This is a genomic window from Allobranchiibius huperziae (assembly GCF_013410455.1).
Classification (GTDB): Bacteria; Actinomycetota; Actinomycetes; order Actinomycetales; family Dermatophilaceae; genus Allobranchiibius; species Allobranchiibius huperziae.
Genome location: NZ_JACCFW010000001.1, coordinates 2,621,444 through 2,643,696 on the forward strand (window position 1 = coordinate 2,621,444; position 22,253 = coordinate 2,643,696).

The window sequence follows — 22,253 nt, forward strand, 5'->3', positions numbered from 1 at the left end:
GTTCGGCCATGAGTGACGGATGGGTGAGCCCGTCGGGGGGTCCGAACGGCACCGGCGAGCAGCCGGCGTACGGGACGCAGGCGCCCCCGCAGCAGCACACCGGCGAGCGACCGCCCCCGCAGTACGGCGCGTACGGCCCCGTCCCGCCCGCGGGGCCGCCTCAGGGCCCGCCGATGAGCGGCGGACCGCAGTACAGAGGGCCGCAGTTCCGGCCGATGGCCCCCAAGCCGGGTGTCGTGCCGCTGCGCCCGCTCACCCTCGGTGACATCTTCGGCGGCGCGTTCGCCACGATCCGCGGCAACCCAGCCGCAACCCTCGGTCTTGCGCTCATCGTGCATCTGATCGTGGCGGTGCCGACCCTGGTCATCACGCTCCTGCTGAAGCGCGTGGTCTTCCCGCACGGCCTGGACCTGTCGTCCAACAGCGATGCGGGAGGGTCCAACCCCGATCTGCTCAAGATCGATCTCATCGCCCCGGCGGCACAGATCTTCACCTACATCGGCAGCATCGTGCTCGCCGGGATGCTCATCGTCGTCGTCTCCGACGCCGTGCTCGGTCGGCGAATCAGCATGCGCGAGACATGGACCCGGATCCGCCCTCGACTGTGGCCACTGCTCGGACTCACCCTGCTGCTCGCCGTCCTGGGGCTGGTCGTCGTCGCCGTCGCCGTCGGCATCGTCGTCCTGGCGGCCCTGACCGTCGGCACCGTGCTCGCGGTGATCCTGGGCATCCTGCTGGGCATCGGGCTGGTCGTCGGCGCCATCCTCCTCAGCGTCCGGCTCATGCTGGCCAGCCCGGCCCTGGTGCTGGAAGGCATCGGTCCGGTGCCCGCGATCAAGCGGTCGTGGGCCTTGACACGCCGCTCGTTCTGGCGACTGTTCGGCATCTCGATCCTGGCGTCGCTCGTCGCCGGAGTCGTGAGCTCGGTCGTCGGAGTGCCGGGATCGTTGCTCAACCTCGGCGGTTACTCGACCGACGGGGTCGCCAGCGTGCTGCTGCTCATCGGCGGGCAACTGTGGAGCGCCGTCGTGACCGCGGCTGTCGCGCCGTTCGTCACCGGCACCACCGGTTTGCTCTACATCGATCAACGGATGCGCAAGGAGGGCCTGGACGTGACCCTCATGTCCGCGGCCGCCTCCCGCGACGATGCACCTCGCTGACGCCACTCCCCTCACACCCGGCGGCGAGCAGGGCCGCGAGCTGCTGCGCCGCGAACTGTCCAAGAGCGAGTACCGGCAGCACAAGAGTCTGCTGCAGTCCGTGTACGACTGGATCGCGTCCCGGATCGACGCCCTCCTCTCCGGGAGCACCGGCACGCTGCCCTCGATCGCCTGGCTGATCGGTCTGCTGCTGGTGATCCTGGTCGTCACGCTCGCCGTCACCGGCCTGCGCCGCGGCCGGGTGCGCGCGCGCCGCCAGCCCGACGACGCGGTGCTCGGAGACCGCAGCACCTCGGCAGAGGAGCTGCGGGCCCGTGCGACCGCCGCCGAGCGTGCCGGTGACCTCGACTCGGCCACCCTCGACTGGTTCCGCGCGATCGCCGTACGCGGCGTGGAGCGTGCGCTGGTCGACCCGGCCCCCGGTCTGACGGCCGATGAGATCGCCAGGGTGCTCGGTGCGAGATTCCCCGCATCGAGCACCGGGCTGTCCGATGCCGCAACGGTCTTCGACGCCGTGCTCTACGGCGGCAGGACCGCCGACGCGGCGGATTGCGTCCGAGTGCGCGATCTGGACAGCCTGCTGGAGCGCACGCGCCCCGAGCCCCTTCGCACCGGTCAGCTCGCATGACGCGCGGTCGCCTGCTCCTGGCGTCGCTGGTGCTCGCCCTGGTCGCGGTCGCGGTCGTCGCGGTGCTCACCGCGGGTCATCGCAGCCAGCCGCTCGACCCCGGATCGCCCGCGCCGGACGGTGCCCGCGCGGTCGCGCAGGTGCTGCGCTCGCAGGGGGTTTCCGTGCAGGTCACCCATACCGCGGCCGGCCTGGCGCAGCAGTCCGCAGGAGCGGACTCGACCGTCGTCGTCACCCGCGCCGGGTTGCTCGGCCGGGCGTCGCTGCAGCGCATCGCACGTGAGTCGACGTCGGCCGGCGCCCTCGTGGTGGTCGCCCCGCCGGCATCAGTGCTGGCGGACCTGGGCCTGCCCATCCGCGAGGTGCCCGGAGAGGGCAGCGTCGACGCGACGCAACTACGGTGCAGCGCAGCCCCGTTCGCCGGTCTCGTGTTCGACGGCGGAGTGGGCACCCGCTCCTACACCTCGACTGCCGGCACCGGATGCGTCCAGGTCGAGGACGGCGGCGACGCGATCCGCACGCTGCCGGCCGTGGCCGGCGTACGACCCGCCGTCATCATCGTCGGGTCGGCCAAGATCCTGCGCAACGACGGGGTGCTGTCCGCCGATGACGCCGCGATCGCCGTGCGCGCCCTGGGCTCTCATCCGCGGGTGATCTGGGTGGCCGCCGACGACGCGCATGCCGACGCCTCTGCCACCGGCACGGGTGGCCCGTCACCCTGGCCGCGCTGGCTCGGACCCGGCATCTGGCTGGCCGCCGCGTGCGTCGTGCTGCTGATGCTGTGGCGCGGACGGCGCCTCGGCCGGCTGGTCACCGAGCCGCTGCCGGTCGTCGTACCCGCCGTCGAGACCACCCGCAGCCGGGGTCAGCTCTACCGCCGAGCCCGCGACACCGCTCGTACGGCCGAGGTGCTGCGGATCGCGTCCCGGCACCGGCTCGCCCACTACCTCGGGCTGTCACCCACCACCTCGCCGGCCGAGCTCGTCCGGGAGACTGCGCAGGCCACCTCGCGCGACACCCGCGAGGTGCACGACGTGCTCGTCAGCGGCCCGGTCGACGACGAACAGCAGCTCATCCGCACCGCACAGCAACTCCAGGACCTCGAGAGACAGGTACACCGCCCATGACGCAATCCACGTCGCTGCACGCCGACGCCGACCGCGCACGCCAGGCGATGATCGACGTCCGCACCGAGGTGAACAAGGCTGTGGTCGGACAGGATTCGGCGATCGGCGGCCTCGTGGTGGCGTTGCTCGCCGGCGGTCACGTGCTGCTCGAGGGCGTGCCCGGCGTCGCCAAGACGCTGCTCGTGCGTGCGCTGGCGCGGTCGCTGTCGGTGCAGACCAAGCGGGTGCAGTTCACCCCCGACCTGATGCCCGGCGACCTGACCGGATCCCTGGTCTACGACGGGAGCTCGTCGGACTTCGTCTTCCGGCCCGGCCCGGTCTTCACCAACCTGCTGCTCGCGGACGAGATCAACCGCACGCCGCCGAAGACCCAGTCCGCGCTGCTGGAGGCGATGGAGGAGCGGCAGGTCTCGGTCGACGGCACGCCGCGTGCACTGCCCGCGCCGTTCATGGTCGCCGCCACCCAGAACCCGGTGGAGTACGAAGGCACCTACCCGCTGCCCGAGGCGCAGCTCGACCGGTTCCTGCTCAAGGTCGCCGTCGCGCTGCCCGACCGCCAGCAGGAGCTGATCGTCGTGCAGCGGCACGCCGACGGCTTCGACCCGCGCGATCTGGAGGCGGCCGGCGTACGCCCCGTCGCGAGCGCCGACGACATCGCAGCCGGTGCGCGCGCCGTACGCCGGGTGCGCGTCGCTCCCGAGGTCGCGGGCTACATCGTCGACATCGCCCGGGCGACCCGCACCTCCCCCTCGGTGGCACTCGGCGTCAGCCCGCGTGGTGCGACCGCGTTGCTGGCCACGAGCCGTGCCTGGGCGTTCCTCGCCGGGCGCGATTTCGTGACCCCCGACGACGTGCAGACGATGACCCGGTCGACGCTGGCCCACCGCATCACTCTGCGCCCGGAGGCCGAGCTGGAGGGCGTGGGAGCGTCCGCCGTGCTCGACTCGGCCGCCGGCTCGGTCCCCGTCCCGCGCTGACCGATGGCGATCACCGGACGCGCCGTCCTGCTGGCGGCACTGGGCCTGATCTACGTCGCGGTGGTGCCGCGCGCGTCGTCGGTGCTGGTGTGGCTGGCGGTCGTGGCCGTGCTCGTGATCGTCGACGTGCTGCTCGCCGGGTCGCCGGCGGGGTTGCACCTGACCCGGTCCCCCGGCGCGCAGGTCGTGCTCGGGGAGTCCACGTCGACCTCGCTGCTGGTCCGCAACGACGGCCGTCGGCAGGTGCGGGCACTGCTGCGGGACGCGTGGCAACCCTCCGCGGGAGCCGGCGCGGCCCGGCATACGGCATCCCTGCCTCCGGGTGAGAGTGTCCGGCTGACAACGGGGCTCACGCCGGTACGCCGCGGCGACCGGCTCGCGGACCGGACGACGGTGCGCTCCTACGGACCGCTGCGGCTGGCTGCCCGACAGCGCTCGGTCGCCGTGCCCGGCACGGTGCGCGCACTGCCGGCGTTCCCCTCGCGACGGCACCTGCCGAGCCGACTGCGCGCGTTGCGCGAGATCGATGGACGCGCGGCGGTGCGGGTGCGCGGGCAGGGCACCGAGTTCGACTCGCTGCGCGACTACGTCGACGGGGACGACGTGCGCAGCCTGGACTGGCGCGCGACCGCCCGGCGACAGCACCTGGTGGTGCGCACCTGGCAGCCCGAGCGCGACCGGCGGGTGGTGATCCTGCTCGACACCTCGCGTACCAGCGCCGGCCGGGTGGGCGACACGACCCGGCTCGACCACAGCATGGACGCCGCACTGCTGCTCGCCGCGCTGGCATCGCGCGCGGGCGATCGGGTGCAGTTCCTGGCCGGTGACCGCATGATCAACTCCCGGGTGATCGGCGTCCACGACCGCGCTCAGCTGCTGCACCGGCTGGTGACCGCGATGACCCCGCTGGAGCCGGCGCTGATCGAGGCGGACTGGTCCAGGCTCGCCGGGGCGGTCGACGGCCTGTCACGCCAGCGTGCCCTCGTCGTGCTCCTCACCTCCCTCGAACCCGCAGCGATCGAGGAGGGACTGCTGCCGGTGCTCCCGGCGCTCACCGCTCGGCACCGGGTCGTCGTCGCGTCGGTGACCGACCCGGTGCTGCGTGAGATGGCCTCGCAGCGGCGGACGGCGTTCGAGACGTACGACGCGGCCGCGGCCGAGCGGACTCTCACCCTGCGCGAGCGGGCTGCGACCGCCCTCGGTCAGCTCGGTGTCACAGTGCTGGACGAGTCCCCCGACGACCTGCCCACAGCCCTGGTCGACCACTACCTGATGCTCAAGCGGCAGTCCCTCCTCTGACCCCTTCCCCTGGTTTTGGACATGCGCACCGGGGCAGATATGACCCGCTGTGCATGTTCAAAACGCGAGAGGCGCCCCGGCCGGATCCAGGTGGATCTTCCTCGCCGGATCCTGCCCGCTGGACGACGAGGGCGGCGTGGTCGGGCGCGGCGATGTGGCGGCTCAGGCACACCAGGTGATGCGCAACCTGCAGGTCGCCCTGGCCGACGCCGGCGCCGAGCTGAGGGACGTCGTCTCCACCCGCGTACTCGTCGCCTCCGCCGAGCGGTCCGACCTGGTCACCGCCGTCCTCTGACGCCCTTTCTTGGACATGCACAACGGGGCATATGTGCCCCGCCGTGCATGTCCAAAAGCGGGGGTCAGCCGACCGTGGGGAGGGCCGCGCTGCGGTCGATCTCGGCCACGTCGCCGGTCTCACCGCCCAAGAAGGCCCGCCGGCCGACGACGAAGACGTAGAGGAGGAAGAGCACCTCCACGAGCACCCCGATCCCGATGCGCGCCACGGTCGGCAGCCCGGACGGCGTCACGAACGCCTCGATCACGCCGGTCACCAGGAGCACGACGATCAGGCCGAGCGCCAGCGTGATGACCGACCGCCCCTCCGCGGCCATCGCGTCGGGACGGGTGCGGTCACCCGGCTCGACCCATGACCAGAAGAGCTTCAGTCCGCCCGCTGCAGCCACGAACACCGCTGTCAGCTCGAGCATCCCGTGCGGCAGGATCAGCCCGAAGAAGAGTGAGAGCTTGCCGTGTGCGGCCATCAGGCCGCCGATGATCCCGACGTTCAGCACGTTCTGGAGCAGCAAGTAGATCACCGGCACCCCCAGCACACCGACCGCGATGCACAGCGCCGCGACCCACACGTTGTTGGTCCAGACGCGGGTGGCGAAATCGGTGGCAGAGTACTGCGAGTAGTAGTCCGCGAAGTCGTGGTTGACCAGTTGGTCGGCCTGCTTCCCGCTGATGAACGACGACTGCACGCCCGGGTGCCGCGCGACCCATGCGCCGATGACGAACGCCGCCGCCACGTTGACCACCAGCACGGTCAGCCACCACCGCCGCAGCCGGTAGAGCACCGCCGGGAAGGTGACCGCGAAGAACTGCGCGACGCCCGACCAGGTGCTGGTGCGCCCGCCCATCGACCTGGCCCGCGCGCGTGACAACAGGGCGGACAGGTACTGCACCAGGGCGGGATCGGCCGCCGTCGAACGGATCTGGGACAAGTGCGTCGCGGTGCGCTGATAGAGGTCGAGCAGTTCGTCGGCTTCTGCGGCGGTCAACCGGCGCCGCGCCCCCAGGTCACGCAGGCGCTCCCACTCCAGGTGGTGGGCCGCGACGTACGCGTCCAGATCCATGGCGCAAAGGTACGCTGACCGACGTGACGGACCGGGGGAAACTCGCGGAGCCGCGCGCCCTGCGTGGCGCCGAGGCGGACACCATGGTCACGGGCGAAGCCGTCCTGATCGACATCCCGCCGGCATCGCTGCCCATCCGCGTGGTCGCCCGCGTGATCGACACCGTCCTCTACCTGCTCCTGCTGATCGCGCTCTTCATAGTGGTCTTCGCGCAGTCGTTCGACGCGAGCGCGGCCAGCACCCAGACGCTCGCGCTGCTCAGCACCGTCGGCTGCCTCCTGGTCGTCCCCGTGGCGGTGGAGACACTGACCCGCGGGCGATCGCTCGGCAAGCTGATCTGCCGACTCCGCGTCGTGCGCGACGACGGCGGCCCGATCGTCTTCCGGCACGCGTTCGTGCGCGGACTCGTGGGCTTCGTGGAGCTCTTCATGGCGTACGGCGTGCCGGCCGTCATCGCGGCGGTCGCCACGACCCGCGTCAAGCGGCTCGGCGACCTCGCCGCCGGCACGTACGTCGTGCAGGAGGACGTGCGCCTGCAACTCGCGGCGCCGCCGGAGGTGCCGATGCGACTGGAGCGGTGGGCCCGGTCGACCGACATCTCGGCCCTGCCCGACGGCGCCGCCCTCGCGGTGCGTCAGTTCCTGCTGCGGCGGCGGACCCTCACGCCGGCGGCCCGCGCGCGGCTGGGCGCCGACCTCACGGCCGCGGTGCGCCCGAGCGTCGCACCGCCACCACCGCCCGGCACGTCCGACGAGGAGTTCCTGGCCGCCGTACTCGCAGAGCGCCGTCGCCGCGACCAGCAGCGCCTCGCCCGCGACGCCAGGCTGCGCTCTCGCGTCGTACCGGTCGACGAGCTCACCGGCCGCTGAATCCCACCGAGGCAGCCGGTCAGCGCGCCTCGTAGCCCGGCTTGATCTGCTCCTCGATGATCGCCAGCCGCTCGTCGAAGGGCAGGAACGCCGACTTCATGGCGTTGATCGTCACCCAGCGCAGGTCCTCCCGGTCCCACCCGGCGTCCTGCACCAGCAGCCACATCTCCCGCGACATCGACGTGTCGCTCATCAGCCGGTTGTCGGTGTTGACGGTAATCCGGAAGCGCAGGTCGCGCAGCTGCGTGATGGGGTGCGCGGCGACCGAGGTCGCAGCGCCGGTCTGCACGTTGGAGGACGGGCACAGCTCCAGCGGGATGCGGCGGTCGCGGACGTACGACGCGAGCCTCCCGAGCTGCACGCGGGACGTGCCGAGCCCTTCGATGTCGTCGACGATCCGGATGCCGTGGCCGAGCCGCTCAGCGCCGCACCACTGGATGGCCTCCCAGATGCTCGGCAGCCCGAACGCCTCACCGGCATGGATGGTGAAGTGCGCGTCCTCGCGGCGCAGATACTCGAACGCGTCGAGGTGCCGGGTGGGCGGGTTGCCCGCCTCCGCACCCGCGATATCGAAACCCGCGACCTCGTCGTCGCGGTATCGCACTGCCAGCTCTGCGATCTCGGTGCTCTTGGCGGCGTGCCGCATCGCGGTCAGCAGCGCCCTCGCCCGGATGGTGCGGCGCTGCTCCGCCGCGAGCGACTCCCCTTCGCGCAGACCGGCGTTCACGGCTTCCACCACGTCGTCCAGGCTCAGCCCCTGCTCGAGATGCTGCTCGGGCGCGTAGCGGATCTCGGCGTAGACGACGCCGTCCGCGGCCAGGTCCTCGACGGCCTCCCGCGCGACACGGCGCAGGGCATCGGCCGTCTGCATGACGCCGACGGTGTGCGCGAACGTCTCCAGATAGCGCACCAGCGAGCCGGAGTCGGCGTTCTCCCGGAACCACTGCGCGAGCTGCGACGGGTCACTGGTCGGCAACCCGTCGTAACCCGTCTCGTCCGCCAGCTGCGCCACCGTCGACGGCCGTACGCCGCCGTCCAGATGGTCGTGCAGCAGCACCTTCGGAAGCCGGACGATCTCCTCGTAGGTCAGGGGTGCCTGGGTCTGCGACATCCGGTCACTGTACGGCGAGCGCCGGCGCTCTCAGGCGATCCGGTCGATCAGCAGCGGGAGTCGATCGGACACGTCCGCGTCGGCGATGTCGAACGCGCCCTCCAGCGACGTCAACGCCCGCTCGAACCGCTCCGGGGTGTCGGTGTGCAGCGTCAGCAGCGGCGCCCCCGCACGCACGGAGTCACCCGGTCGCGCGTGCCACTGCACGCCGGCGCCGGCCTGTACGACGTCCTCCTTGCGCGCGCGCCCGGCACCGAGCCGCCAGGCCGCGACCCCCACCTGCAGCGCGTCCAGCCGGGTCAGCACCCCGTCGCGCGGTGCGGTGACGACGTGCTGCTCGCGGGCGACGGGCAGCGTGGCCGACGGGTCGCCACCCTGCGCCGCGATCATCGCCCGCCACGCGTCCATCGCGCGTCCGTCGGCGAGGGCGTCCGCGGGATCGACGTCGGAAACGCCTGCGGCAGCGACCATCTCGCGTGCGAGCGCGAGGGTCAGCTCGCGTACGTCGGCCGGACCGCCTCCCGCGAGCACCTCGACGGATTCGGTCACCTCCAGCGCGTTCCCGGCGGTCAGACCGAGCGGCGTCGACATGTCGGTCAGCAGCGCGACGGTGCGGACACCCGCGTCCGCGCCGAGGCCGACCATGGTGGTGGCCAGTTCGCGCGCGTCGGCGACGTCCTTCATGAACGCGCCCGATCCGACCTTCACGTCGAGCACCAGCGCGCCCGTGCCCTCGGCGATCTTCTTGCTCATGATCGAGCTGGCGATGAGCGGGATCGCCTCGACGGTGGCGGTGACGTCGCGCAACGCGTAGAGCTTCTTGTCGGCCGGCGCGAGACCGGCGCCGGCCGCGCAGATGACCGCACCGACCGAGTCCAGCTGGGACAGCATGGCCTCGTTCGTGAGGTCGGCGCGCCAGCCCGGGATCGACTCCAGCTTGTCCAGCGTGCCGCCCGTGTGGCCGAGTCCGCGCCCGGACAGCTGCGGCACGGCGACACCGCACGCCGCGACCAACGGCGCCAGCGGAAGGGTGATCTTATCGCCCACACCGCCGGTCGAGTGCTTGTCGGCGGTGGGGCGGGACAGCCCGGAGAAGTCCATCCGCTCTCCGGAGGCGATCATCGCCGCGGTCCAGCGGGCGATCTCGCGCCGCGTCATGCCGTTCAGCAGGATCGCCATCGCGAGCGCCGACATCTGCTCGTCGGCCACCACGCCGCGGGTGTAGGCGTCGATCACCCAGTCGATCTGGCCGTCGTCCAGCTCGTGGCGGTCGCGCTTGGCGCGGATGACATCGACGGCGTCGTGCGATTCAGGCATCCACCGATCCTGCCACGGCCCTGGGCGCGGACTCCCGCCCGCTCCGATCGCTCGCGTGCGCAAGCGCGTTCGGCCACGAAACGTCCCGTCTCGCCCGTAAGCTCGCGGCACGCGCCCACGTCACGGGCGCGTCCATCATGTTCGAGGGGAATTCACCGATGTCGATCACGTCCACGCTCACCCGCACCGCCGCCACTGCGGCGCTGCTCGCCCTCCCGCTCGGCCTCGCCGCCTGCGGCGGCAGCAGCGACAAGGTGAGCGTCAGCTCGTCCAGCAGCTCCAGCTCCTCGAGCAGCTCGTCGAATGCGCCGAGCAGCACCACCTCCAGCTCCTCCAGCAGCGCGCCCGCCTCTACGACTCCGTCGAGCACGAGTGCCAGCTCCTCCGCTGCTGCCGGCGGCGGCAAGCCCACCAAGGCAGCAGCAACCGCCGGTCTCGCCAAGGGTCTGGAGCAGACGGCGCAGGGAGCCAAGCTCAAGCCGGCGGTCGTGCAGAAGATCTCCGCCTGCATCGTCGACAAGACCTACGACAAGGTCAGTGCCAGCGCGGTGAAGGCGTACGCCGCTGCGGACAAGAACGCCCGGCTCGACTCGAAGGACAACGCGATCTACCTGGCCGCGGCTGCCGCCTGTGGCAAGGAGCTCGGCCTGCGCAAGTAGCCGCCCCTGAGTGGCATACATATGTTTTCGGTGGCATACCTCTCGGGGGTGCACCCGAAAGACAGGTATGCCACTCGGCGGTGGGGGGCTAGAGGTTGTGGGCCCCGAACGCCTGCGGCAGCATCTCGCTCATCGACCGGACGCCGAGCGGGGTCTGCAGCAGGCACTCGGGTCCGCCGTGCTCCCAGAGCAGCTGCCGGCAGCGCCCGCACGGCATCAGCGCCTCCCCCGAGCGGTCCACGCACCAGACCGCCATCAGCCGGCCGCCACCGGTGCGCGCGAGGTCGCTGACCATCCCGCACTCGGCGCACAGGCCGACGCCGTACGACGCGTTCTCCACGTTGCAACCGGACACGATCCGGCCGTCGTCGACGAGCCCCGCGACACCGACCGGGAAGTTGCTGTACGGCGCGTACGCGCGCTCCATGGCCTCGATCGCGGTGCGGTGCAACAACTCCCAGTCGACCTGGGCCAGAGCGTTGGTCACGCCGAACCCTTCACGTAGGGCTCGCCGTCGGCTGCGGGCGCCCGCACCCGCCCGACCAGACCGGCCACCGCGAAGATCGTCACGACGTACGGGAGCATGTTCAGCAGGTTGGAGTTGATCTGCAGCGGCGGGTTCACGAAGGACAGCACCGACTGCAGCGCGCCGGCGAAGCCGAAGAGCAGCGCCGCGCCGAGCGCTCCGCGCGGTGTCCAGCGTCCGAAGATCACCGCGGCGAGCGCGATGAAGCCCTGACCGGAGGAGATGTTCTTGCTGAAGGAGCCGACGTTGCCGATGGTGAGGAACGCCCCGGCGAGCCCGGCGACGCAGCCGCCGAGCACGACGTTCTGGTAGCGCAGCCGCAGCACGTTGATACCGACCGTGTCGGCCGCCTGCGGGTGTTCGCCGACGGCCCGGGTGCGCAGTCCCCAGCGGGTGCGGATGAGCGCCACGTCGATCACGATGACGATCACGTACATGGCGTAGACGATGTAGTTCTGGTCGAAGAGCACCGGACCGACCACGGGGATGTCGCCCAACAGGGGGATCTTCGCGGGGTCGAAGAAGCTGGGGTTGTTGGTGCCGTTGGAGTTGTTGGCCATGATCGCGTCGAAGAGGTAGCCGGTCAGGCCGAGCGCGAGCACGTTGAGCACGACGCCGAGGATCACCTGGTTGACCAGGAACTTGATCGCGAAGACGGCCAGCAGCAGACCGAGCAGGCCGCCGACGACGATCGCCGCGATGACGCCGGCGAACAGGCCGGCGACCGTCCCGAGCAGCGCACCCGCGAAGGCGCCCGCCAGCATCTGACCCTCGATCGCGACGTTGATGACGCCGCTGCGCTCGCAGAGGATGCCGCCCATCGCGCCCAGGACGAGCGGGGTGGCGAGCAGGAGTCCCTGCTGCAGCAGGGAGGTGAACTGCACCGTCTTGCCGCCGGTGCCCGCCCACGCGAGGAACGCCAGCAGGAAGAGCACGCCGACGCCACTGCCGACCCAGCGCATCGCCACCGGCGTGAAACCGCGCACCAGGTGGTAGATCCCCGCCAGCACGATCAATGCTCCGACGACGAAGCAGAACGGCGCCTCGGCGAAGCTCAACGTCGGCACGTGCACCTGCGCGCCGCCGGCGTCGAAGCCGAACTTGGCGTCCGTCTGGGTGCCGGTCGTGCCGAGCACGAGCGCGGTGAAGAGGCCAATCACCATCAGCCCGATCGCGACGACCGTACGGCGGGTGCGCGACGGACCGACCCGCACCGTCTTGTGGTGGACGACGAGTTCCTCGTCGGTGACCGGCGCGCTCATCGGGACTCGCCTTTCGTCGGGGTCCCCGCGATGTATCGGAGCGCAGCGGAGAACTTCATGGGGTGACTCATCCGTTCCATCCCTTCGCGACCACGGCGGTCTGGCCGCCGCCACTGCGGCGTAGCCGGAAGATCAGCCGGACCAGTCCGGGTGCGGCGATGAAGAGCACGATCAGCGCCTGCAGCACCTGCACCAGGTCCGACGGGGTGTTGGTGGAGGCCAGCAGCTGCACCGAACCGGCGCGCAGCGCGCCGAAGAGCATGCCCGCCCAGAAGGTGCCGATCGGCGATCCGCGGCCGAGCAGCGACACGGTGATCGCGTCGAACCCGACGCCTGCGTCGATGTCGCTGGTGACCTGCGGGGAGGTGCCAAGCACCTGGGCGCTGCCCGCGAGGCCGGCGAGGGCGCCGACGATCAGCATCACCACGATGTAGACGCTGGAGATGCTGATGCCCGCCGTACGCGCCGCGTCCTGGTTGGCGCCAACGGTGCGCAGCCGGAAGCCGAAGGTGCTGCGGTTCAGCAGCCATGCCACTGCCACGGTCGCCGCGATCGCGACGAGGAACGCGACGTTCGCGCGCAGAGCCGACCCGAGGAGGTGGGGATACATCGCGTTGTGGTCCACGGCGGGCGAGATGGCCTGGTTGTACGGCTTGGCCTGGAATCCGTGCACCCCGAGCAGGTACTGGATCAGGCCGAGCGCCACGTAGTTGAGCATGATCGTGGTGATCACCTCGTGCGCCCCGGTCTTGGCCTTGAGTACGCCGGCCAGCCCGGCCCACAGCGCACCGCCGAGGATGCCGGCGAGCACCGCCACGATCACGTGCAGCACCACGGGCAGGTGCCAGCTGAAGCCGACGTACCCGGCGAAGATCGCGGCGAGCAGGATCTGGCCCTGCGCACCGATGTTGAACAGGCCCGCGCGGAAGGCCAGCGTCACCGACAGGCCGGCGAAGATCAGCGGCGTCGCGCTGACGATGGTCTCCGAGATCGGGCCGAAGATGGTGGTGGCGTTGCCGCTGGAGAGGCTCGAGGGGTTGAGGATCGACCCCTCGAAGATCGCGACGTACGCGCCGGACACCGCGTGCCACGCCGCGGAGATGGTGTCCATCGGAGCCGCGGTGAAGTAGCCCGCCGCGGTGCGGGTCGCCTGGTCCGACGCGATGATCAGGATCGACCCGATGACCACGGCGGCGAAGATCGCGAGGATCGTCAGGATCGCGGGGTGGTCGCTGCGGAAGATCTCGCGCAGTCGCCCCGCGCCGCCATCCGGCGTCTGGTCGACCTTGCTGCTGCCGCTCTCCGGGGTGCTCACCGCGGGCTCGCCCCCGGCCTTCTGCTCGCTCACGCGGACTCCTTCGTGTCGTGATCGCCGGTGTCGCCATGCTGGCCACCCATGAGCAGGCCGAACTCCTGCGCGGACGCGGTCGGCGGCAGCTCCCCGACGATGGCGCCGCGGTACATGACCCCGATCCGGTCGGCGAGGCTCACCACCTCGTCCAGCTCCGTGGACACCAGCAGCACCGCGGCTCCGCGGTCGCGCTCGGCCACGATCCGCTTGTGCACGAACTCCATCGAGCCGACGTCGACGCCGCGGGTCGGCTGCGACACCACGAAGAGGCGCAGCGGGCGCGACAGCTCGCGGGCCAGCACGACCTTCTGCTGATTTCCACCGGACAGGGTCGAGGCGGTGGCGCCGGGCGACTCGGTCCGCACGTCGAACTCCTCGACGCGCGCGGCCGCGTTCTTGGCGATCTCCTTGTTGTTCAACTGGACCCGGCCGCCGAAGGGCGCCTGGTCGTACATGTCGAGCACGAGGTTCTCGGCGATGCTGAAGCTGGAGACCAGCCCGTCGTGCGCGCGGTCCTCGGGCACGTACCCGACACCGGCGCGCAGGATGTCGTACGTCGTGTCGTCGGTGACGTCCTCGCCGTCGATGATCACGCGCCCGGACGCCGGCTCGATCAGCCCGACGATGGCCTCGGTGAGCTCGGTCTGGCCGTTGCCCTGCACGCCGGCGATCGCGTAGATCTCACCGCCGCGCACCGAGAAGGAGATGTCGTCGACGAGCACCTGGCCCGCCGCGTCGACCACCCGCAGCTTGTCCACGTCGAGGATGACGTCGCGCGGCTTGGCGGGTTCCTTGTCGACCCGCAGCTGCACGGTGCGGCCGACCATCATGGCGGCCAGCTCGGCGGCCGTCGCGGTCGGCTGCGCGGTGCCGACGACCTTGCCGCGCCGGATGACGGTGATGGTGTCGGCGACCTCGCGCACCTCGCGCAGCTTGTGGCTGATGAAGACCAGGGAGGTGCCCTGCGCCTTGAGCGAGCGCATGACCTCCATCAGGTGGTCGGTCTCCTGCGGGGTGAGGACCGCCGTCGGTTCGTCGAGGATGAGCACCTTGGCCTCGCGGGCCAGCGCCTTGAGGATCTCCACCCGCTGCTGGATGCCGACCGGTAGGTCCTCGACCTTGGCGTCCGGGTCGACCTCCAGGTGGTGGCGGTCGGACAGCTCGCGCACGAGCTTGCGAGCGCGGCGCAGATCGAGGAAGCCGCCGCGGGAGGTCTGCTCGGCGCCGAGCATGATGTTCTCGGCCACGGTGAGCACCGGCACGAGCATGAAGTGCTGGTGCACCATGCCGATCCCGGCGGCCATCGCATCGCCCGGCCCCTTGAAGGTGACCGGTGCGTCGTCCACCAGGATCGTGCCCTCGGTGGGCTCGTAGAGCCCGTAGAGCACGTTCATCAAGGTGCTCTTGCCGGCGCCGTTCTCGCCGAGCAGGGCGTGGATCTCCCCCGGCTGCACGACCAGATCGATCTGGTCGTTCGCGGTGAAGGTGCCGAATCTCTTGGTGATCCCCTGCAACTGCAGTTTCATCGTGAAGGCCCGCTCCGTTGGTCGTCGACGCTTCGCGCGAGGTTACCCGCCCCGCCGTCCGTCGTCGGTAGGACGGCTGGTGATCGGGTGGCCGCGCGGCGCGTTGGGACCGCTCCCGATCGTCATACAGAAGGCGGGGCGAGCCCGTCGGCCCGCCCCGCCCCTGCGATCACCGGTGTCAGCTGGTGGGCTGGCTCGGTGAGGTGATCTTGATCGAGCCGGACACGATGCCGGCCTTGACCTTCGCCAGCTCCGCCTTCAGCGTGGCCGACTGGCTGTTGTTGTTGTCGACCAGGCCGACGCCCCCGTTGGCGAGGGTGCCGATGTAGTTACCGGTCGGGTAGGTGCCGTCCGCGGAGGACTTCAGGTAGGCCTGCACACCGCCGCTGAGGTTCTTGGTGACGCTGCCGACCATGTACTTGCAGTACTGCGCGGCGCTCTCGCAGCCGTCGGTGTCGACCCACATGATCTTCAGCTTGCCGCCGGAGGCCTGTGCCGCCGCGCCCGCGCCCAGGCCGGATCCGCCCGCGACCGGGAAGATGATGTCGGCGCCGTTGCTGGCCATCGACTGGCTGACCGACTTGCCCTTGTTCTGGTCGGTGAAGCTGTTGGAGAAGGTGCCCTTCTTGGTCTTCTCGTCCCAGCCGAGCACCTGCACCGACTTCTTGTTCTGCGTGTTGTAGTACTGCACGCCCTCCTGGAAGCCGTCCATGTAGATGGTCACCGGCGGGATGTTGAGCCCACCCCACGTGCCGACCTTGCCGGTCTTGGTGAGGCTGGCCGCGAGGTAACCGCCGAGGAAGCCGGCCTGCGCGGTGTTGTACTGGATGCCGTAGAAGTTGGCGCCCGTGCCCGGGGAGTCGACCTCGGCGAAGTGCACCTTCGGGTAGGTCTTGGCCGCAGACTTCACGTTGTCGGACATCAGGCCGCCGACGCCGATCACCGTGGCGCACCCGCCGGTGGCGAGCTTGGTGAGGTTCGGGGTGTAGTCCGCGCCGGAGTTGCTCGGGACGTACTTGATCGAGATGTTCGGGTTCGCGGCATTGGCCGCCTTCATGCCGTCCCAGGACGACTGGTTGAAGGAGCGGTCGTCGACGCCACCGGTGTCCAGCACCATGCACGCGTTGATCTTCTTGCCGACGGCCTTCGCAGCCGTCGTGGAGCCGGAGCTGCCACTACCGCTTCCGCTCGATCCCGATCCGGGCTTGCTGCCACAGCCGGTCAGGGCCAGCGAGCCGAGTGCGGCAACCGCCGCGATCTTCATCACCGAACGCACAGACATCTCCTTGTAGGTGGGGGGCACATCGGCGCCGACTCACGCTGATGGCGCAGACGTCGGGCGGGGTGCGGACGCGCAAAGATTACCGGCGCGTTCGGGTAGGTCCGGCCGTGTCGGCGCGACCGTTATCAAACGGTTGCGCCACGGCCGGCGAACGGTCGCGCCGACAGGCTCAGACGGCGGCGTCGGCCGCGGAGTCTGGCCGCAGCAGGCAGGTCGCGGCCAGCAGGGTGGCCCCCACGGAGATGGCGCGCTCGTCGACGACGAGGTCGCCCTGGTGCAGCTCGTACGTCGGGCCGCCGGGTGTGCGGGTGCCGAGTCGGCCCATCGCGCCCGGCGCGCGGGCCAGCATCCAGCTGAAGTCCTCGCCGCCCAGCGACTGTTTCGTCGGCACGACCGCGTCCGGCCCGACGGCCGCGCGGCAGGCCGAGGTGAGCCGCTCCACCGCCGTCGCGTCGTTGACCACGGGCGGCACGCCGCGGGTGTACTCCACCTCGGCGGTCACGCCGTACGGTGCCACGACCTCGTGCACCAGCGTCTGCACCAGGTCGCCGGCCTGCTCCCACGCGTCGATGTCGAGCATCCGCAGGGTGCCGACGCACTCGCCCATCGCGGGGATCACGTTGGCGGCGTTGCCGGCCACGACGGTGCCCCAGACGAGAGCAGCGCCGACCCGGGGGTCGAGCCGGCGTGACAGCGCGGCCGGCACGTCGGTGACGACCTTGGCGAGCGCGTACGTCAGGTCACCGGTCAGGTGCGGTCGGCTGGTGTGCCCACCCCGCCCGGACAGGCGCACCCGGATGGCGTCGCAGGCCGCGGTGATCGGGCCCACCTTGAGGCCGACCGTGCCCACGTCGATGCTCGGGTCGCAGTGCAGCGCGAAGACCTGGTCGACGTCGTCGAGGGCGTGCTCCTTGACGGCGGTGTGGGCCCCGCCCGGGACGACCTCCTCGGCGGGCTGGAAGACCAGCCGCACCGCCATGTCGCGCTCGATGAGCTCCTGCTCGAACCTCTTCAGCGTGAGCCCGGCGCCCAGCACGACGGTGGTGTGCACATCGTGGCCGCAGGCGTGCGCGATGCCGTCGTTGGTAGATGAGAAGTCCAGGCCGGTCCGCTCGGCGATGGGCAGCGCGTCGAGGTCGGCACGCAGCGCGACTCGGTACGACGGGTCGGCGGCGCCGATCTCGGCCGTCAGCCCGGTGCCCTCGAAGGTGCGCGAATCGATACCGGCGGCGGCGAGCGCCTCGACGACGCGGGCCGTGGTGCGCACCTCGTTGAAGCCGAGCTCGGGGTCGGTGTGCAGTGCGCGCCTCGTGCGGACCAGCTCGGGCATGAGCTCCTGCACCGTCGCCGCGACCAGACCGGGCATGTCGAAGGCTGCACTGTTACGGGTGGGAAGGCTGCTCACGATCAACCGATGCTAGTTGCTGCTGCTGATCGGGCCTGGTGCAGGTGGGGTGCGCGGGTGGTCTGTCGGCGCTGTGGCCATTTCCTGCGCCCGTCCCGTGCGACCGGGTGGGCTAGTCGGCGTGCGCGGGCGTGGAGTAGGTGACGACCACCGGCAGGCGGAGGGTGTGGGAGAGCTCCTGCGCGAGCTTCGTGCGCCCCACCCGACCGGCCACCGGGTCCTTCAGCCGCGTGTCGGACGACGCGACCGACAGGTATCGGCAGGTCTCGATACCGACGCTGACCAGTTGGTAGCGCTTCCAGTCCGCGTCCGGCACCGCGTTCTCCGCGGCCTCCAGCCGCTTCATCGAGTACGGCACCTTGGTCAGCGCGACCGGCACCTCGGCCCACGTCGGGTGACCGGCGCGAGCACCCGCGACCAGTTTCCGGGCGAGTGCCAGGTCGGTCATCTCCACGCTCATGCCGTGCTGCGAGGGATTCAACCGGACCAACCCGAACGTGCTCGCATAGTGCGTGCCACCGGTGGCCTGGATGGACTGGGCGAGATCGCTCGTCGCCTGGTCGTACGGCGGGGGGCTCGGCGACGAACTCCGCGCCGGCGCCGTGACGAAGGTGTACGGGGTCGGGGAGTACGACGGCGCACCGGATGAGCTCTGCGTACCGCATCCGGCGATCGCGGCCGCCGCCATCGCGAGCGCCACCGTGACCGTGACCTGCCGTCCCGCACCGCGCATCCACGCCACCTCCCCGCGAGTGACGCTAGACCCCCGGTGCGCACCGCGGGTGCGATCGGCGCGGATCGTCATGGTTCGCTGCCGACGTCGACCACCAGGAACGGCGCCGGCCCGGCGTCCGCGCGGTCGGCGAAGATCTCGGTGGCGGTCGCGCGTACGTCGTCGGCCAACCCGCGCGCGCCGGCCCAGACGACCAGCGTGCCGGGCAGATGCTGCACGTCGGACAGCGAGTCCGCGAGCGCGTCCCAGTTGTGGCCGAACCAGTCGGGCAGGTCGAACGCCCGCGCGCACTCGCGCAGGAACGCCGCCCGGTCGCCCCACGCCTCGAGGTGCACCACGTGCCACCCTGCGCGCACGCCCTCCTCGGCGGCCAGGACGGGGCCGATCTCCAGAATCAGTGCGCCCGACGCCGTAGCGGCCATCGCCCGTGCGAGCGCCAGCCGCGCCACCGCCTCCGGTCCCTCGCCCCCGACCGGCCGACGCGGCGCGTCGTTCACCGTTGCACCCGGCGGAAGGTGTCGTAGTGGTCGGCCGTGTAGTACGCCGTGCCGTCCCGGCCGACCACGATGCGGCGCGGGCCGCGGTCGCCCGACCCGGGGGTGACCACCGTGTACTCGTGGTAGTAGCCGCGAGGCTGGATCGGCAGATCCCGGTTGCGGTTCTGGTAGACCGTGCCGTCCTGCCGGTAGGGATAGGGACCGCCCTTGTCCACGAGGGAGAGGGTGTGGCGCGCCCCGCTCGGCAGATCGGCGTACGCCACGGTGCCGAGTCCGGACGTGTCCTTAGAAGTGCTGCTCGAGCTCGCCGGCTGCGTCACCGACAGGAGCGTGGTGCTGGGCGCACTGTGGGGTTTGCTCCCCGAGCTCTGGTGCGCGATCCAGCCGATGATCAGCGCCACGACCAGCAGCCCGAGCACGAGCGGCACGAAGCGTCGGCGAATCGTGCCGAGGGACAACATGATCGGCGCCTAGAAGAACTCGCGGGGTACGTACATGCCCCACACGTCGCGCAGCGCGTTGCTGACCTCGCCGCCGGTGGCGCGGGCCGCGAGCGCCTCCTTCATGGGGATGAGCGCGTTGTCACTGCCCTGCGCGGCGGCACGCAGCGCGTCGAGTGCCTTCTCGACGGCGCCGTTGTCGCGTTCCTTGCGCAGCGTCGCGAGCCGCTCGCACTGCTCGGCCTCGATCGCGGGGTCCACCCGCAGCGGCACGTACGCCTCGTCGTCCTTCGTGACGAACTTGTTGAGCCCGACGACCGTGCGTTCGCCGCTGTCGATCTGCAGCGCCGTGGCGTACGCCGTGCGCTCGATCTCCGACTTCTGGAAGCCCTCCTCGATCGCCTTCACCGCCCCGCCCTTGTCCTCCACCTGCTGGATGAGCGCGAGCGCGGCCTCCTCGACGTCGTCGGTCATCGACTCCACGACGTAGGAGCCGGCGAATGGGTCGACGGTCTTGGTCACGTCGGTCTCGTAGGCGATGACCTGCTGGGTACGCAGCGCGAGCCGGGCCGCCTTCGCGGTCGGCAGCGCGATGGCCTCGTCGTAGGAATTGGTGTGCAGCGACTGGGTGCCGCCTAGGACCGCGCCGAGCCCCTGCAGGGCCACGCGCACCATGTTGACCTCAGGCTGCTGGGCGGTCAGCTGCACGCCGGCGGTCTGGGTGTGGAAGCGCAGCATGAGCGACTTGGGGTTCTTGGCGCCGAACTCCTCGCGCATGATCCGCGCCCACATCCGGCGGGCCGCCCGGAACTTCGCGACCTCCTCCAGCAGGCTGGTGCGCGCGACGAAGAAGAACGACAGCCGGGGTGCGAAGTCGTCGACATCGAGGCCCGCGGCGATGGCGGCGCGCACGTACTCCTTGGCGTTGGCCAGGGTGAACGCGACCTCCTGCACGGGCGTGGCCCCCGCCTCCGCCATGTGGTAGCCGCTGATGGAGATGGTGTTCCAGCGCGGGATCTCGCGGTGGCAGTAGGCGAAGATGTCGCTGATCAGCCGCAGCGATTCCGCGGGCGGGTAGATGTAGGTCCCGCGGGCGATGTACTCCTTCAGCACGTCGTTCTGGATGGTGCCCGTCAGCTGGCCGGCGGCGATGCCCTGCCGCTCGGCGGTGAGCTGGTAGAGCAGCAGCAGCGTGCTCGCGGGCGCGTTGATGGTCATGCTGGTGCTGACCTGGTCCAGCGGCAGCTCGTCGAAGAGCACCTGCATGTCGTCGATGCTGTCGATCGCCACGCCGACCTTGCCGACCTCGCCGTGCGACAGCTCGTGGTCGGAGTCGTAGCCCATCTGGGTCGGCAGGTCGAACGCCACCGACAGGCCGCCGGTGCCGTGCTCGACGAGCTCCTTGTAGCGGGCATTCGACTCGCGTGCGGTGCCGAAACCGGCGTACTGGCGCATCGTCCACGGCCGCCCGGTGTACATGCTCGGGTAGACGCCGCGGGTGTAGGGGTACTCCCCCGGCGCTCCCAGCTTCGCCTGCGCGTCGAAGCCGGCGAGCGCGGACTCGTCGTAGACCGGCTCGATCGGAAGCTCGGATTCGCTGTTTGCCATGATGCCCCGAGGTTATCGGCTCGCCTCCCTCCCCCGGTTGTCCGCACTTTCGTGCACCCGTCCGCACGGATCTGCGGACACTCACCTACCCACTCCACCCTCGCGCCACCAACGCCCGGCGCAACTGCTGCACAAAGGGCGTCGGATCATCTCGCAGGTCCATCGACATCACTCTCAGAACGACGTCACCGTCGATCTGCAGCTCGTTCTGCTTGCGCAGATCGACCCGGGCCTGCGGGATATCGCGGTGGCCGAGGCCGTCCACCTCGACGGTGAGCGAGTACTGGTGGAACCGGGCGTCCAGGTAGTAGGTGCCACTGGGCCGCTTCAACACGTGCTGCCTGGACGGCACCGGAAGCCCGTGCGAGCGGCATACCTGCATCAGGTCCAGCTCCCCCAGGGCTTGCGATCCCCCGGCGATCTCCACGACCGCCGCCTCGATGAGCGTTGCTCGTCGCGACCGCGGCAAGCGGTCCAGCACCGAGATGAGGCGCTGCGGAGTGGTCAACCCTTGCTGCACCGTCATGGCGAGGATGGTCTGCGCAGCACGTTCGGTCGCCGCCCATCGGGCGGCACGCAGGGCAGCCAGTTCGGGCCTTACCCGACGCAGGGGTAGATCGAGTACGTCGTTCTCGCTCCAGGACCGCAGCTCGTGCACCCGCAACCCCGCCTCGCGCCGCACCCGGTCTCCTTTGGGCACGCTGATGTGTACGTCGTCCTCGAACCCGGTCATGCCCGCGCATTGCAGCGCCGTGGCGCCGTCGAGTGCTGCCCTTGGTGAGGCGCCCGCGAGAGCGAGTCGCCACCTGCCTTCCCGGGTCGCCGGCGCGCCCACGATGGTGACCGCACGGCGCTTCACCTCCCAGCGCCCCCGGCCCACCTCTTGCGCGATGCGTCGTCGGGTGACGCCGCCGCGCTGGGCTTCTCGCCGCGTGACGACGCCGTCGGTGTCCTGGGCCAACTGGTGGAGTCGGCCGCCGGCGTCATCGAGGTCTCGCATGACTCATCGGACGTCGACTCCCGACCCGTCGACCAGGGCGTGGTGGGCGGGTGTGGACAACCGCCACCCTGTGGATCACGAGTGTCCGCACTATCGCGCACCCGTCCGCACGGAAATGCGG

22 protein-coding genes are annotated in these 22,253 nt (G+C 70.7%); 8 read left to right on the forward strand and 14 right to left on the reverse strand.

Annotated elements, in window-relative coordinates; all coding sequences use genetic code 11:
• Nucleotides 1–8: 8 nt before the first annotated feature.
• From HNR15_RS12285 to HNR15_RS12310, 6 genes are read left to right on the forward strand one after another with little or no spacing between them, the layout of a single operon-like run.
• Nucleotides 9–1,160: a proline-rich domain-containing protein gene (locus HNR15_RS12285; protein ID WP_179482187.1), complete on the forward strand. Its 1,152-nt coding sequence runs from the start codon at nucleotides 9–11 to the stop codon at nucleotides 1,158–1,160.
• Complete coding sequence (locus HNR15_RS12290; RefSeq protein WP_179482189.1) at nucleotides 1,147–1,788, forward strand: DUF4129 domain-containing protein; 642 nt, start codon at nucleotides 1,147–1,149, stop codon at nucleotides 1,786–1,788. Before HNR15_RS12285 ends, HNR15_RS12290 begins: the two co-directional genes overlap by 14 nt.
• On the forward strand, nucleotides 1,785–2,915 hold the full coding sequence (locus HNR15_RS12295; RefSeq protein ID WP_179482191.1) for a DUF4350 domain-containing protein: 1,131 nt from the start codon (nucleotides 1,785–1,787) through the stop codon (nucleotides 2,913–2,915). The genes HNR15_RS12290 and HNR15_RS12295 overlap by 4 nt, the downstream gene beginning before the upstream one ends.
• Nucleotides 2,912–3,892 carry an AAA family ATPase gene (locus HNR15_RS12300; RefSeq protein ID WP_179482193.1) on the forward strand — a complete coding sequence of 327 codons (981 nt, stop codon included), beginning with the start codon at nucleotides 2,912–2,914 and terminating at the stop codon, nucleotides 3,890–3,892. The genes HNR15_RS12295 and HNR15_RS12300 overlap by 4 nt, the downstream gene beginning before the upstream one ends.
• Before the next feature lie 3 nt (nucleotides 3,893–3,895).
• Nucleotides 3,896–5,191, forward strand: coding sequence for a DUF58 domain-containing protein (locus HNR15_RS12305; protein WP_179482195.1), 1,296 nt, complete (start codon nucleotides 3,896–3,898; stop codon nucleotides 5,189–5,191).
• 49 nt (nucleotides 5,192–5,240) lie between these two features.
• Nucleotides 5,241–5,486: a Rid family hydrolase gene (locus tag HNR15_RS12310; protein WP_179482197.1), complete on the forward strand. Its 246-nt coding sequence runs from the start codon at nucleotides 5,241–5,243 to the stop codon at nucleotides 5,484–5,486.
• A 64-nt stretch (nucleotides 5,487–5,550) separates the two neighbouring features.
• Here the strand turns inward: HNR15_RS12310 and HNR15_RS12315 are convergent, their stop codons facing one another.
• Nucleotides 5,551–6,546, reverse strand: coding sequence for a stage II sporulation protein M (locus HNR15_RS12315; RefSeq protein ID WP_179482199.1), 996 nt, complete (start codon nucleotides 6,544–6,546; stop codon nucleotides 5,551–5,553).
• Nucleotides 6,547–6,569: 23 nt separating this feature from the next.
• On the opposite strand from HNR15_RS12315, the gene HNR15_RS12320 reads away from it, so the two are divergent.
• Complete coding sequence (locus HNR15_RS12320) at nucleotides 6,570–7,415, forward strand: RDD family protein (protein ID WP_343048529.1); 846 nt, start codon at nucleotides 6,570–6,572, stop codon at nucleotides 7,413–7,415.
• Nucleotides 7,416–7,434: 19 nt separating this feature from the next.
• On the opposite strand, the gene HNR15_RS12325 is transcribed toward HNR15_RS12320, so the two are convergent.
• Together HNR15_RS12325 and HNR15_RS12330 are read right to left on the reverse strand one after the other, a co-directional pair.
• Complete coding sequence (locus HNR15_RS12325; protein ID WP_179482201.1) at nucleotides 7,435–8,526, reverse strand: adenosine deaminase; 1,092 nt, start codon at nucleotides 8,524–8,526, stop codon at nucleotides 7,435–7,437.
• Between the two features lie 30 nt (nucleotides 8,527–8,556).
• The gene (locus tag HNR15_RS12330; protein WP_179482203.1) at nucleotides 8,557–9,843 is read right to left on the reverse strand and encodes a thymidine phosphorylase; all 1,287 of its coding nucleotides are present in this window, start codon (nucleotides 9,841–9,843) and stop codon (nucleotides 8,557–8,559) included.
• A 158-nt stretch (nucleotides 9,844–10,001) separates the two neighbouring features.
• Here HNR15_RS12330 and HNR15_RS12335 point away from each other — a divergent pair, with 158 nt between their 5' ends.
• On the forward strand, nucleotides 10,002–10,502 hold the full coding sequence (locus tag HNR15_RS12335) for a hypothetical protein (RefSeq protein WP_179482206.1): 501 nt from the start codon (nucleotides 10,002–10,004) through the stop codon (nucleotides 10,500–10,502).
• 88 nt (nucleotides 10,503–10,590) lie between these two features.
• On the opposite strand, the gene HNR15_RS12340 is transcribed toward HNR15_RS12335, so the two are convergent.
• From HNR15_RS12340 to HNR15_RS12390, 11 genes are all read right to left on the reverse strand, one after another.
• Complete coding sequence (locus tag HNR15_RS12340; protein WP_343048530.1) at nucleotides 10,591–10,989, reverse strand: cytidine deaminase; 399 nt, start codon at nucleotides 10,987–10,989, stop codon at nucleotides 10,591–10,593.
• Nucleotides 10,986–12,290: an ABC transporter permease gene (locus HNR15_RS12345; protein ID WP_179482208.1), complete on the reverse strand. Its 1,305-nt coding sequence runs from the start codon at nucleotides 12,288–12,290 to the stop codon at nucleotides 10,986–10,988. Before HNR15_RS12345 ends, HNR15_RS12340 begins: the two co-directional genes overlap by 4 nt.
• 67 nt (nucleotides 12,291–12,357) lie before the next feature.
• Nucleotides 12,358–13,638, reverse strand: coding sequence for an ABC transporter permease subunit (locus HNR15_RS12350; RefSeq protein ID WP_218883697.1), 1,281 nt, complete (start codon nucleotides 13,636–13,638; stop codon nucleotides 12,358–12,360).
• On the reverse strand, nucleotides 13,635–15,167 hold the full coding sequence (locus tag HNR15_RS12355) for an ABC transporter ATP-binding protein (RefSeq protein ID WP_179482210.1): 1,533 nt from the start codon (nucleotides 15,165–15,167) through the stop codon (nucleotides 13,635–13,637). Before HNR15_RS12355 ends, HNR15_RS12350 begins: the two co-directional genes overlap by 4 nt.
• Nucleotides 15,168–15,345: 178 nt before the next feature.
• Nucleotides 15,346–16,443 (reverse strand): BMP family ABC transporter substrate-binding protein, encoded by a 1,098-nt coding sequence (locus HNR15_RS12360; RefSeq protein ID WP_218883699.1) that lies wholly within the window; start codon nucleotides 16,441–16,443, stop codon nucleotides 15,346–15,348.
• A gap of 175 nt (nucleotides 16,444–16,618) precedes the next feature.
• A complete protein-coding gene (locus tag HNR15_RS12365; protein WP_179483755.1) occupies nucleotides 16,619–17,815 on the reverse strand; it encodes an amidohydrolase in 1,197 nt (398 codons plus the stop codon).
• A gap of 151 nt (nucleotides 17,816–17,966) precedes the next feature.
• Nucleotides 17,967–18,587, reverse strand: a complete 621-nt coding sequence (locus HNR15_RS12370) for a hypothetical protein (protein ID WP_179482212.1) — start codon at nucleotides 18,585–18,587, stop codon at nucleotides 17,967–17,969.
• A gap of 68 nt (nucleotides 18,588–18,655) precedes the next feature.
• On the reverse strand, nucleotides 18,656–19,084 hold the full coding sequence (locus HNR15_RS12375; RefSeq protein WP_218883701.1) for a barstar family protein: 429 nt from the start codon (nucleotides 19,082–19,084) through the stop codon (nucleotides 18,656–18,658).
• On the reverse strand, nucleotides 19,081–19,545 hold the full coding sequence (locus HNR15_RS12380) for a guanyl-specific ribonuclease (protein ID WP_179482214.1): 465 nt from the start codon (nucleotides 19,543–19,545) through the stop codon (nucleotides 19,081–19,083). The genes HNR15_RS12375 and HNR15_RS12380 overlap by 4 nt, the downstream gene beginning before the upstream one ends.
• 9 nt (nucleotides 19,546–19,554) lie before the next feature.
• Nucleotides 19,555–21,132, reverse strand: a complete 1,578-nt coding sequence (locus HNR15_RS12385) for an acyl-CoA mutase large subunit family protein (protein ID WP_179482216.1) — start codon at nucleotides 21,130–21,132, stop codon at nucleotides 19,555–19,557.
• Nucleotides 21,133–21,217: 85 nt separating this feature from the next.
• Entirely contained in the window at nucleotides 21,218–22,132 is a 915-nt protein-coding gene (locus tag HNR15_RS12390) for a hypothetical protein (RefSeq protein ID WP_179482218.1), read from the reverse strand.
• Nucleotides 22,133–22,253 lie beyond the last annotated feature (121 nt).